The 13,618-nt window shown below is 41.8% G+C and carries 10 protein-coding genes; 2 read left to right on the top strand and 8 right to left on the bottom strand.

Going from position 1 to position 13,618, the window contains the following annotated elements; translation table 11 throughout:
* Positions 1–73: 73 nt before the first annotated feature.
* The 7 genes from FS373_RS31805 to FS373_RS02200 all read right to left on the bottom strand — a co-directional run bounded on the left by FS373_RS31805 (position 74) and on the right by FS373_RS02200 (position 7,289).
* Positions 74–535, bottom strand: a complete 462-nt coding sequence (locus FS373_RS31805) for a hypothetical protein (RefSeq protein ID WP_227992510.1) — start codon at positions 533–535, stop codon at positions 74–76.
* Positions 536–647: 112 nt separating this feature from the next.
* Positions 648–1,367, bottom strand: coding sequence for a hypothetical protein (locus FS373_RS02175; RefSeq protein WP_152828960.1), 720 nt, complete (start codon positions 1,365–1,367; stop codon positions 648–650).
* 175 nt (positions 1,368–1,542) lie between these two features.
* Positions 1,543–1,875 carry a hypothetical protein gene (locus FS373_RS02180; protein WP_152828961.1) on the bottom strand — a complete coding sequence of 111 codons (333 nt, stop codon included), beginning with the start codon at positions 1,873–1,875 and terminating at the stop codon, positions 1,543–1,545.
* A 627-nt stretch (positions 1,876–2,502) separates the two neighbouring features.
* Positions 2,503–2,934 (bottom strand): hypothetical protein, encoded by a 432-nt coding sequence (locus FS373_RS02185; protein ID WP_152828962.1) that lies wholly within the window; start codon positions 2,932–2,934, stop codon positions 2,503–2,505.
* 2 nt (positions 2,935–2,936) lie between these two features.
* Entirely contained in the window at positions 2,937–5,246 is a 2,310-nt protein-coding gene (locus FS373_RS02190; protein ID WP_152828963.1) for an MIX and LysM peptidoglycan-binding domain-containing protein, read from the bottom strand.
* A gap of 388 nt (positions 5,247–5,634) precedes the next feature.
* Positions 5,635–6,141 carry a helix-turn-helix domain-containing protein gene (locus tag FS373_RS02195; protein WP_152828964.1) on the bottom strand — a complete coding sequence of 169 codons (507 nt, stop codon included), beginning with the start codon at positions 6,139–6,141 and terminating at the stop codon, positions 5,635–5,637.
* Between the two features lie 422 nt (positions 6,142–6,563).
* Positions 6,564–7,289 carry a TetR/AcrR family transcriptional regulator gene (locus FS373_RS02200; protein WP_152828965.1) on the bottom strand — a complete coding sequence of 242 codons (726 nt, stop codon included), beginning with the start codon at positions 7,287–7,289 and terminating at the stop codon, positions 6,564–6,566.
* Between the two features lie 291 nt (positions 7,290–7,580).
* On the opposite strand from FS373_RS02200, the gene FS373_RS02205 reads away from it, so the two are divergent.
* Both FS373_RS02205 and FS373_RS02210 read left to right on the top strand, forming a co-directional pair.
* Complete coding sequence (locus FS373_RS02205) at positions 7,581–8,729, top strand: efflux RND transporter periplasmic adaptor subunit (RefSeq protein ID WP_152828966.1); 1,149 nt, start codon at positions 7,581–7,583, stop codon at positions 8,727–8,729.
* A 2-nt stretch (positions 8,730–8,731) separates the two neighbouring features.
* Positions 8,732–11,791 (top strand): efflux RND transporter permease subunit, encoded by a 3,060-nt coding sequence (locus FS373_RS02210; protein WP_322619451.1) that lies wholly within the window; start codon positions 8,732–8,734, stop codon positions 11,789–11,791.
* 598 nt (positions 11,792–12,389) lie between these two features.
* Here FS373_RS02210 and FS373_RS02215 read toward each other — a convergent pair.
* Positions 12,390–13,538, bottom strand: a complete 1,149-nt coding sequence (locus FS373_RS02215; protein WP_322619452.1) for a sugar diacid recognition domain-containing protein — start codon at positions 13,536–13,538, stop codon at positions 12,390–12,392.
* Positions 13,539–13,618 lie beyond the last annotated feature (80 nt).

Genomic DNA, 13,618 nt, shown 5'->3' on the forward strand with positions numbered 1-13,618 from the left:
AGTTTATTAAAAAGCCCTAGTTCGGTCCGATCCCTATATCCACTTCACTTGGAGCCGTTTGTTATGTCTGTCTCTATTTATTATCATATGGAAATCTATCAACTAAGAATTCTGATGCATAATACCCCCATCCCATATGTTGATAGTACTTTTCCATTGCTTCGTAGTGGCTAGTTGCAGAAATCGACCATATCAGCTCGGCATCCGGTTCCATTTGACTCCTAGCTTCCTCGCCACCTCTACCAGCCAAACAGAACAGTTGCTCTACTTCGTTTTCTGACCAGAGTTCATGCAGGTATCCCTTCGCTTCATGCGACTCTAAGAAATAATCAAACTTATCCAAATCAAAGCGATGTAATAAAATTCTTACAAAGTTATCTTTCTGATCATTATCTATCTGATAGCAATCGAGTAAGGGATAGTTAGCTTCACGGCTAAAAATGAACTGCAATTCAATGGTACTTAAGTAAAAAGGCTCTTCACCAATAAATGCGTCACCTTCTTTTTCATACCACCTAATGTATCTTTGAATCATCCTGACTCTCCATTACTTAGGAGACATAACGCCCTCGTTAATGGGCAAAATATTGTTGCGGAATGAAACACAGCCAACTGTATTTGTCCTGATTTAACAGTTTTATGTGTAGCTATGATATTTCACTTTTTGCTATTTGAAGTTGCTCTTTAACCCAATCTGGATCATATGTTTGGATTGAAACCTCGTTTACTGGCTTCACTTTTAACTGAGGCTCAAAAAAGTCTGCACCGAGCATACGTGCTAATGCAACGTTCGTTTTCCCCATTAACTCCCAAGCGTGTTTGCATAGAGTTGTTACTTCTACGTCCTCATACCCCGGGAGTTTCCATTCACGAATCACAGCACTTCTTTCACCGCTACCATCATCCTCTGTATATAGAATACCTAGAAAGTCTGTATCTCGTGCTGCTGCGTCAATGTACATTAAGATGCCTTCAACACTATCATAACGAGGATTGATCGGTACACTAATACCAAGCTTTAACTGTTTTCCTCGCACAAACCCGACAGTCGCTGAACTTGCGGTTTCTAAAGTTTTTTTGTGCACCACTACGTCACGCTGTTTGCTCAAGTATTTTACAATAGGGTCATTTTGAATGTCTTTTCGCACCTCTTTATACCAGTCTTTTAATTCAGCGTGTTGCTGAACCTCCATACTGATGATCTGAGGGATTTCTTTGATTGAGCGAAGAAAACCAGTTAGTGCCCAACGAAACTTGTTTGCCGTGTGATAATTATCTTGCATCAATTCAACGTACCATTGCGCCTCATTGAGTCGGTCCATTGACGAACCTAATGCTTTTACTGCCGCTGAATTAGGGCATTTCATAAATATTATCCTCGATTTCCAATAGACACATAACTCCGCATTAAACGGACTAAAATCGCGGGTTAAAACGTGGAGAGAAGCCAAGACTAACCGACTGTTTTAGTTGCATTTAAGTGCATTACTATTTTTTCACACTCGATGATCGTTGATAAGAACAAATCACCATACCCCCAAACTAAAGTACCAATGCAGCGGCAAGAAACTTCAATTTTTGAATTGTTTTTCCATATTTAATTCTTAAACGGCTCCCAACTTCTAAGTTATCCCACGTTTGTCCATTGGCACTAATCGGGTTTGTTGAATTTGTTATTTTAAATAGCTTGAATTCAATCCACACTGCAAAAAGTACCATTAAAGAGCCACTTCTTTGGAACCAAGTACCCACATTTTCATCTAGTTGAAACCAACCACGCCATGCAAGGGTTGGAATTAGTATTGCAAAAATGAACAGAGGGATAGAAGTCAAAAGCTCATTCTTGATTGATTTATCTAGGGACTCAAAATCCATGATTTCTCCGAAAAATATAACCTTTGTATACACGCCTTGCGCGTTTATCAGGTTAGACCAGTCAAGGCGTATACTCATAATCGTCTCATTTATAAACATTTTCAACGATTAGTCCAAACACACCTTCTGGAAAAACGAGAATGCACACTCTGCTTGCCTCGTATCTCCGGTCTCTTGAAAACCGAGTATGCGCGTTTTTAATTACTTGAATCTACGCTGCTTTTTATTATCACTCAATAGAAAATCGTGAACTGAATACGCAAAATTCGGTAAATATCCGCAAAAAACCAATAATACTGTATATAACTCAAGGACTGGTTAACTAAAGAGTTGTCGCAAGAAAAATAATTACCTCTTCAGCTGAGAAAAAGTATTGCGAAAAGGTTAATACTGAAATCGGCGAAATACTGCCGCCAACTCATGTTGGGGCAGAAGTGAGCCAGAGCCTCTCCTTTGATTTGCACCTAAACCAGTAAAAGTGACAAACTTTAATGATCATTGATCAGGATTTATTGTCTGCCGACACTAGTGATTTATTCGTAGTGGCATGGCTATAGTCACTACAGTTGTAATTTTATTTACTTCAGATTGACTATTTTGGGAGCTTAGCCATTATAAATATCACAATTATTTTTTACACATAGACTCAAATACAACATATTTTACTGCCATGAAAGGCATGTATCCAACCGGTACTCCACTACATTGAATGTAGCCTTTATCTTCCAAATGATTGGAGTACCATATTGAAAAAGTAATTGATGAAACAAATGCAGATATAGCAATGAAAATAGTCGCTCGCACTAGTTTCACTCCAATAAAGTGAGGTAAGTCACGGCCATATATTAATATATAAACCTGATAACCAGTTACCATAATAAAAAACAGAGGAATAAATAAAAAAACTACCAGTCCTCGCGTGTAGATGATGACATCAGTATAGTTGAAATACCCTAGAACTCCTTGAAACCCAAATATACTGGTTCCTATTGTTATAGCGATCCCTATCAATGTAGCAAAGAATGCTCTGAGCCGATTTGTTAAATAATTAGATTGCATAACTAAAACATCCTTGGCTTAATATCTTGTATTGTGCTTCTGATATAACTCCGAACCTCATCTTCTATGACTCTTTTACCAGCCTCTAGCATCCCATCTAAAATCATAGACCCTAAGTCCCAAAAGCCATCTTCAATATCTCGTGCTTTATCTACAACTTCTTGCTGCGACTTTTCTAAATATTCAATGACTTGATTAGTTATTCCATACCTGTCATCTAAATAGTTTAAAATCACAGCAGTAGCTAACCCCGCAACGATTACAATTCCAAAATTCACAACAACAAAAGAGGTAACGATGACGCTACCGATCCCCCATGTAATAGCAGAAGCTATTCCTATCTTCACTACATCAGTAGCCATCGAACCTATGAATTCAGAAAGCCTTTGTTCATCTGTCAAAATGTAATCAACGATACGGTAAGCTGCCGCAACGTAAAACGTTAATACTGCGCCACTTTTAATAGAGTTGGCAAGGCCATATTTTCCGATACCAACTTGAACAATCTTGGGGTTTACAGCACTAAAAGAGGGGGCGTTTAAGACTTTGCGTATACCTGCATAACCAGAGAGTTTTATCATCTCTGTACCACTTTTATTGAGATAACTTGTAGCCTTGATACCAACGCTACCTAATTGAGAGATGAGCATAGATGCTGTGACGACATCCTTACCATTTACACCGTAATTGATTAGTACCTGCCCTAACACTGAATCAGTACTTTCTTTCCATAGCCCTTTTGTATCCTTCCACCCCCAATCGCGTAATACATCTAGGGCTTCTTTTAGCGTCAAAAACATAATGTGTTTATTATTTTCCTTTAGCTTGTCTCGTAAAGGTTCATCAGGGAAAGACTTAGTGTTTCGATTAACTAGCTCAACTAAATTCAGGACCGCTACACCCTTTAACACCGATTGCTTAGTAATGCCGATAATACCCGGTGCCAACTCTGGTGTTGAAGATTGGTAATAGATGTTATCTGCTCGGCTTACCGCTTGCGGGGCTTGGGGCGGCTGAGTATCTACTTTGGACTTATCTTGAGCTGTTTCCGCTTTGGCGATGACTAAGATATCGCTGGCTTTAAGCAGCATCGGGTCTTGCTGGAAAGCAGGATTTAGTGCGAGTAACTCATCAGGCGTCAGTCCGTATTGCTTGGCAATATCAGACCAGCTTTCACGACCGGGACCAGCATGACTGGGGAGTACCGCATGGTTTTGTGGTTTAGCCGGTTGTTTGTTTTGTTGGCTCGCTTGCTCTTCTGCTCTTTCAAGCCCCGCTTCCTGGTTGATGGCTAAGATGGCTTTCAGGTCAACCATGAAGGCATTAGTGTTTAGCCAGGCCCCATCGATGCTTTGGAACATCTCAGCGGTTAACTTTTGCTTGCTGTAGTAAATATGCTGAGGGGCGACCTGTTGTCCATTAATTTTCCAAGGCAGAAAGATACTCCCTCTTAATGCCGGTATGTTTACCTCATCAGATAAGGCGTTCGCTGTCGAGTGAGTGATATTAAAATATCCTTTGGCACCCTCGACGATAGCGTATTCATGTACCAGTTGACCTTGCTTGAAATGATAGAAATAACCGCGAATGGGGTAGCCCAGCCTCTCACCCACTTGCACGGCAAGTTGCACTGGAACAAAGGACTCATAGACTTGTTGAGAGCCTAAGGGCACCATCTTTACCGGTTTTACAGATAACTGGCTGCTCTTGCCTGTGGTCAGCATGTGCAGAAGTTGTTTAGGCTCCTCAAACTTACCGAGCGCAGTGAGCAGAGAATGACTGCCTAATGGCTTGACCGTAGATAATGCCAAGCTAGGTTCATTCTTGGTTTTAGCCAACATGAAGTAGCCATAATTTAAAGTGTCTAAATGTTGAGGAGTACAGGCTATCTCTACATTGTACTGGCAGGAGATAGGGAACACTTGCTCCTTCACTGTAGAAGTATCGGGCGTGTAATCTAATTGCGGTGAAGGTGGTAGCGACTCACCGGGCGAACGCTCAAATGCGATACTACTTCCAGCAGCATTAAAACGTTGGGTGATGGCGGTAACAGCACAACTTGGAAAAGCCGAACTTGCACTCACTGACTTTATCCACTCGCCTTGAGATAAGGTAAATAATGGACTTCTGGGGCTGTCACTCAATACAACTGATTCGCCAGATTCAAGCTGACTTTCAATTTGGCCTAAAGAGCTACCAGTAGGCAACATCTCTTTCCAATCCTTATCGCTTATCCAGGAGGTATCAGATTCGATGCAACTGGCATCCGCTAGCATTAAGGTGTCGACGTTGACTATTTTCGTTGAGCGCATATATTCATCCATTGAATGTATGGGGGTTAACCCAAAAGTGGTCCATCACTTATTTGCTAAATTGAGTCGTAACTTTCGATAGACGAGGATAGTACCACCTATCTAGCAGGTATTGAACGATGAGCTTGCAACATTATGTAGCCACCATATTCTTGCTGGTTTGAACTTTTCTAAAAACAAGAATACGCTTTATATCGCTAAAATAGCTACTAGCTGACTTTATTTAGAGTTAGCACCTTTGTTTGATTATTCTTCACTTAGATAGTCACAGCTTTTGTACGGGAAAATGTTTCCACAAGGTAGTATGTGAGCCAGAAGAGCTGAGTAACTATGGAAGCCTAGCTAATCAGGCTTCAAATAATAAAGCTGCAATCGAAGGCTAACAAACTTACTGTTTACTCAATACCTGTCCAAGATATAGCTGAAGCAGGCCATCGAGTTCTTGAATATCGGCGCCAGTGAGTTGTTGGATTTTATCCAGACGATACCTTAAAGTGTTTCTATGGATAAAGAGTTCATTAGCACACTGCTGCAGATCACCGAAGTGTTGCAGGTAAGCGGTTAAGGTCTTAATGAGTTGACCATTTTTATCCCCATTCACGAGCGTCTGATAGGGTGTTGTTAGTTCTTGTCCCCGCCAATTTCCCCTGAGCCCGGAGAGTAATACAAGTAGCGAGAAGTCTTCATACAGATATTTGCTTTCATTGGGCCTTAGTTGCTGACCTAAGGCTAAGGTTTCTCGTGCTGTTATGTAGGAGCGACTAATATCGGCTGGGGTTGGGAAGAAGTGTCCCAGTGCGATTTTTAATCGGATATTCAACTCTTCAGGAATGCGAGTAAGAAGCTGATCGATTCGCTGACTCTCCAGGTGCGGGTCCCATTTGTTTCCATCCAAGAATGCGGGTTTAAATAACTAAGACACCCATTGTTAAATCTAACTGATTGGGTGTTTTTGGGGAAATTCTTTCGTTGCAAAACGTGAAAAAAATAGGGGGAAGATTGATATGAATCAATTGCTTGAGCAGTTCACTCTGCTTTTCTTCTTTTCTGCAAAGAGTGAGTGAGTACTGCTAGCTTGTCTTCATCCCTGAATGGCGACTTTCTACCTCTTACTTAAGAAGTGAGTCTCGCCTGCGTTTCCCTAACTGCACACACAATAACCTACTTTTATTGTGGGTTACAATATACAAGCCGTTACTTTATTGAAAAATATAGTTTTTAGTGAAAGATTTAACCAGAAACAAACAAAAGATATGGTTGTCTCGTCTTCTCTCCTTTATCCTAAAAGGGCAATATAAATTAAGAAAGAATCTAAATCTATCGTAAATCATTTTCGATGAGCACTTGCTCAATTTCAGATAGCTCTTTTCGTGTCACTGGGTATTTCCAAGGGTAGCAATTTGTCATACGGATAGTCGCTCTCATTAATGGGTGATCCAATGTCAGCGGTACATTAACGTTTACCTTAGCTTCATTTATATGAGTCTCATGGGGGTGGTTAAGGATTTGAGGGGAGCCTATATTTACGGCCCAATGCAGGAGCATAAACTCTTCAATCAGAGCTTCTTTTTCTTCCTCTTCACAAAGTAATTCTTCTGAACCTACTGCCTCTCGTAACGCATCTTGAAACTGAAACCTAATTTCTGTAGACACTAAAGATAATTTAGCTAGCCATTTATCAGAGGCTTTGGCTAGCAAGTCTCTACTGCTTATCATCGTAAGAAGCTGATAAGAAAAAGAATAAATATACATTGATTCTTGTGACACAAGATTAATTGCCACGATCTTCGCTGGAAGTGAATAGGGTAGAGCAAGAATGAATCGAATAACATTGGATGCTTGACTATCAAGACGTACAGACAGGGCAACCAATACATCTTCTTTAGATTGGATGTGCTTATAAACTGAGCCCATTGATAAACCAGCTTTTTTAGCAATCGCCGACATCTTAAAATCGATCAACGAAGTATCGAGAATACATTGTGCAGCAGCATCTAATATTAGCTTCTCTTGTTCAGCGATAGTGTGTTTAGGGGCTGGCATAGTGGACCTTCATTCGAATAATATTCGGGTGAATGCTAATAAATCTCCCTACCTGAGTCAATCTTTATGGATAAGCTGCTATGAATACGAAAAGGTTGTCAATGAATATAATTTTAACACAAGTATGCTGTCTTAAAGTGATTGATATTTAAAGAGTAAAGTTACCTTCCTGCTCTCACCATTGCTTGAAACTTAAACCTTTCAGTTTGACAAAAAATTCCAACAATTCATAATCCGAATCCTATTCGAATATCATTCGAATGCAATTATTTAAACTTTTGTGGTGATTATATGAAAAAGAAAAGGTCTTCATTCGTAGGTTGGCTATGGGTGCTATCAAGCTTAGCCTTGATTATAGGTGGTTTAGGGTATTACAAATACAATCAAATAAAAGTCGCAATAGATATAGCGTCCTCCTTCCCTGAGCACTACGAAGTCGTCGATGCCACCTACGTAAAAGTTTCGGAGCATACACCGACTGTCAGCGTACTTGGCAGTGCGGCATCGCCACTGCAATCTAATTTATCACTGGAGCTGTCGGGGAAAGTTGCCTCTGTTGGTTTCCAAGCTGGTGGAAAGGCTAATGGAGGAGATCTATTATTTCAGGTCGATATTTCTGAAGAACGCGCGAGAATAAAATCGGCACAAGCACGCAAAAAACATGCTCAATCAGTACTTCAACGTTATCTAACTTTGCTAGAAAAAAAATCGATTAGCCAAGAGCAATATGATCAAGCTTACGCTGACCTTATTGTGATTGAATCTGAAATTGAGGTACTACAAGTCACAATCAAACAAAAGACCGTTATTGCGCCATTTGATGGGGTCATAGGACTTCATGATATCAAGTTAGGCGACTATGTCTCTGCTAACCAAGTACTTTCAACGTTTATTGGAGACAGTGACAAAGTCTGGGTAGATTTTAGCGTTCCACAATTCTACCCAGAGCTCGACATAAGCTCTCAGATACGAGCAAGAAACATTGATTCTCTTGGTACATCGTCTTTCCAGCAGGCAACAGTCATAGCAAAAGACACACAAATATCGGAGACAACTCGTAGCCTGAGATATCGCGCAGAGATTAGCCGAACCCTCGCCCCCTACACACCAAACATGCCATTGGAAGTGCTTATTCCGATAAGTGAAAACAAGACGGTATATCAAGTCCCTGTTATTTCTGTTAATCAGGATCTTTATGGCTCATATGTCATGAAGCTAATCGCACTCGACAGTGAGCCCGGAGCTTACCGGGCAAAACGCGTTCCCGTACAGGTTATCTCAGAGATTAATGGATCGAAACTAATCACTGAAGGCGTTCATGAAGGTGAGAAAATTGCGGCGGCTGGCGCATTCAAACTTTATGAAGGCTTGTTGGTTCGCTCAAGGGAAGGAGCTTTACCACAAGAGCCGCCACTCGTTGCAGCTATTGTTGGAGAATAACAGTGGATATCTTTGTTAAAAAGCCAGTTATAGCAATCGTCATTTCTTTGATCATTATCATTGCCGGTTTGATGGCATCACAACGACTATCGATTTCGCAGTTCCCCCAGATCGAAAGTTCGTCTCTTATCATCACCACTGAGTATGTTGGTGTCTCTGCTGATGTCGTAAAAGGTTTCGTTACAGAACCAATCGAAAGAGTTGCAATGAGTGTTCCGGGCGTCGACTACGTCGATTCATCAACAACAGCAGGACTGAGTAAGGTAACGGTATGGCTCAAGCTCAACGAAAATAGCACCAATGCGCTTGCTGAACTTAACTCACGGCTCAGCCAGATCTCTTATGAACTGCCAGATGGCGTGCAAGACCCAAGCGTTTCTGTTACCCGTGTCGACAGGCCAGGAGCCACTTTTTATCTGAATGTTTCTAGCACTACAATGGACAGAGCAGAGCTCACCGACTTTTTAGAACGCGACGTAACACCTTGGTTTGCGTCTGTGCCTGGCGTTCAAAGTGCGGATGTACTTGGTGGACGCAAGCCGGCTATGCGTGTATGGCTCGATCCTCTGAAAATGGCAAGCTTGAATATTGGTGCCGATCAAGTTCATCAGGCTTTAATCGATAACAATGTTATCGCTTCTTTAGGTCATGTAGAAAGCGCTAGCCAAAACATAAGTATCATGAGTAATGCACTGTACCAAAGCGCCGATGATTTTCGCCAAATGATCGTGAAAAAGAGTGGTGATACTTTTATTTACCTTAGCGATTTCGCTCGTATAGAGCTTGGAGAGGATCGCGGTACCGACTCTGCACGCCTAAATCTTAGTGAGTCGGTTTTTATCGGCATCGTAACGTCACCGGGTTCGAACGAAATTTCAATTGGTGATGCATTATACGAGCAACTTGTGGTCACTAATTCACGCTTACCAGAAGGAACAAGTATCACCATTGGCTATGATGGCACTCAATATATGCGAGATGCACTCAAAGAAATTTTCACCACTCTTGTCGAAACTGTATTGCTGGTAGGCGTAGTGATTCTGTTGCTAATGGGATCATTTCGAACGGCGTTGGTGCCTTTGGTGACGATTCCTATTTCAATTTTAGGCAGTATCGCAGCGATGCTACTAGCGGGTTTCTCACTTAATTTACTGACCATTTTGGCAATCGTCTTATCTGTAGGACTGGTTGTCGATGATGCGATTGTCGTCGTAGAAAATGTCGCACGTCATATGCGAAATGGTAAAGGCCGAATTGAAGCTGCATTAATAAGCTCAAGAGAGCTGCTGCGCCCTATTTTCTCTATGACAATCACCTTGGCTTTAGTATTTGTCCCCATTGGTTTTGTCGGCGGTTTGTCTGGGGCTCTATTTAAAGAGTTCGCGTTTACGTTAGCCATTGCTGTTCTTGTTTCCGGTATCGTTGCTATTACTTTATCGCCAATCATGAGCGCCTACGTCTCTCAAGAAAAGGGGAAAGAAAGTCGCCTAACGCACAAGGTCAACCTGATATTCGATCGATTGTCAGCGCGTTATGAGAATGGACTATATCGTGTTTTCTCTCATGACCGAGCCCTATTGACTGGAGCATTTGTTCTTTCGCTTTTGATCGTTCCTTTCTATCTATTTTCACAGCAAGAGCTTGCTCCTGTTGAAGACCAAAGTTCGCTATTTGTTATTTCTGAAGCCCCTTCAGGTGGTTCTTTAGACTATAGCAATCAATTTATGCAAAAGGCGGTCAGCTCTATTGAGAAAATGGAAGGCATAGACATGGTATGGCAGACCCTTACTGAGTCAGGCGGTTTCAGTGGCATTAACTTCGTTCCATACGACCAACGCTCATACTCAACCTCAGATGTTGTACAAAATATTTATTTTGCACTCAAAGAAATCACTGGCTTGAGAATTTACCCAACGTCACCGATGCCACTGCCGACGGCTGGGCAATTTGATGTAGAAATGGTCATTCAATCGCAAGATAGTCACAGCGATATGCTTAGGTATTCATATGCACTGCTAGAGGCCGCGCAAAAAAGTGGCAAATTCATGTTTGTTGATACGGACCTGAAGCTAGATATGCCTCATGCACGACTCGAGTTTGACAGTACAAAAATGATGGACTTGGGGTTAACAACCAAAGCGGTAACAGACCAAATATCATTGATGGTGTCAGAGCAGGACGTGACACGTTTTGATAGTAATGGTAGGGCCTATCGTGTGATCCCCATGATTGAGGAGCAACAGCTAAATAGCAGTGAAACATTACTCACCCTACAAATAAAAACACCGAATGGCGATTTTGTACCCTTAAGTAGTATCGCAAACTTAGAGCAAACCGCTAGCGTACGCAGCGCGAACCGATTTAATCAACTTAACTCGTTTCGTGTTTTAGGTGGATTGGTGCCAGGGACAACACCTGATCAAGCGTTGAGTATTCTGGAACAAAAGGCAGAGGAGATATTACCGCCAGGATACCAAGTGAATTATGCGGGCAGCTCTCGTCAACTACGCCAAGAAGGAAACAGTTTATTCTCTGTGCTTGCCATATCTTTATTCATGGTTTACATGGTTCTAGCTATACAGTTCAACAGCTTTCGTTCGCCATTAGTGGTATTACTTGGGTCCGTACCTTTGGCTCTTGCTAGCGGTATGTCGTTTTCGTTTCTTGGTATGACAACGATGAATATCTACGCCCAAATCGGTTTTATTACTCTCGTGGGCTTAGTTGCTAAAAATGGAATACTAATTACAGAGTTTGCGAATGAGCTTCAACAAAAAGGGTATCGAAAATTGGACGCTGTCGTATATAGCGCAAAGTTAAGGTTACGACCTATTTTGATGACAACAGCTGCGACAGTACTTGGTCACTTTCCTTTAGTTTTAGTGACAGGACCAGGCGCAGAAGCCAGGAATAGTATTGGTATTATTTTGGTAGCAGGCATGTTTATCGGCACAATATTTACCCTATTTGTGTTACCGGCAGTCTATTTGGCTCTAGCAGAAAATCTCAATAAATCTACAGACGCCTTGTTTGATGAGAGGCAAGCCGTGTTAACTAAGTAAACATTGAAAATGGTGAGTGTAGTAACTCACCATTTCAAGAAACAAAGGGGGCGTATCAAATAAGGTCAAATATTCTTGTAAACCACCAAGTTGTAGATACGGCTGCGAGCTTCCAAAACATGGCCAAAAATGTTCCCTACATTTTCTGGCATTCCCCACATATATGGAGGTCAGATTCCGGCCCAAAAGAGCTACCGGAATGACGGTTATACAAACAACAAGAAAATGCAATAAGCCTTCATTCGAAGGCTAGCTAACTTTCGGCAAAAGCAATTCACCACGGAGTACACAGAGGACACGAAGAAGAGCATAAAAAGCTCAATCGAAGAGAGAAAATAACTCAGTGCAGATGCGGCTGCGAGCTTCCAAAACATGGCCAAAAATGTTCCCTACATTTTCTGGCATTCCCCACATCCATGTGGGTCAGATGTTTTGGCAGAGCCCACACGGCCAATTTTGCTCCATACAAAATTTGGCATTTCCTCCATCCATGGAGGTCAGATTCCGGCTCAAAAGCTCTACCGGAATGATGAGAAGGAACAAGCAAAACAAAATGAACTAAACAAAAAATGTAATCAGCCTTCATTCGAAGGCCAAATTACTGTTTACTCAATACCTGGCCCAGATATAGCTGAAGTAGGCCATCGAGTGTTTGAATATCGACGCCAGTCAGTTGTTGGATCTTATCCAGGCGATATCTTAAGGTATTTCTATGGATAAAGAGTTCATTAGCACACTGCTGTAGATCACCGAAGTGTTGCAGGTAAGCGGTTAAGGTCTTACTGAGTTGACCATTTTTATCAGCATCGACGAGTGATTGATAGGGCGTGGTCAGCTCTCTACCTCGCCAGTCTCCTCTGAGTCCGGAGAGTAATACAAGTAGTGAAAAGTCTTCATAGAGGTATTTACTTTCATTGGGTCTGAGCTGTTGACCTAAGGCTAAGGTTTCTCTGGCTGTGGTGTAGGAACGGCTTATATCGGCAGGGCTGGGGAAAAAATGGCCTAGCGCAATCTTTAATCTGACATTCAACTCTTCTGGGATACGGGTGAGAAGCTGATCGATGCGCTGGCTCTCAAGATGCGGGTCCCACTTGTTGCCATCAAGAAACGCGGGCTTTAAGATCACCAACTCAGTCATAGAGGTCATGGCGACCAAGTTACCACGTGAAGGGGTCTCCAATAGGTTGAGCACTTTTTTGAGTAAGGAGTTTGCTGAGGTTTGCTCTTCATCACCCTGGACTTGAATCACCGCGACTACACGAGGGGCGTCTATCTCTATATTGAGTTGTAGGGCCCAGTCTCTAACTTGAGGCGAAAATTCAGTGTCTGATTTTATCAGTTGAAGAATAAACTCTTCTTTTTGACGATATTGCCATTGAGCAAGCTCTAAGGAGTTGGCTTGCTCGACGATCATCTCGGCGGTCATTTTAAGTAGCTCACCGTAGTTTCTTAAGGTTTCAGGTTCACCTGTGATGCCAATAACGCCAATGATCTCGCCTTTATAATGTAAGGGTAAGTTAATACCTGCTTTTACCCCATGAAGATTAGCCGCCATGGCTGAATTAATTACAACACTTCGATTCTGGCTAATCGCCAGCAGGGCACCTTCATGAGTGGAGCCGATACGGTGTGGATCGCCCGAGCCTAAGATGACAGCTTTATCATTCATCACATTAATATTGTGATGGATAATTTTCATGGTTCGTTCAACAATTTGTTGGGCTAGGTTGGGATCTAGAAAATACACATTTAGCGTCTCGAAGGTGTTTCTATTAGCTTAAGGTATTTTGGAAGGGCTAACTATGAGATATGGCAAACTTTTATACC

This window comes from Shewanella sp. YLB-07, assembly GCF_009377275.1.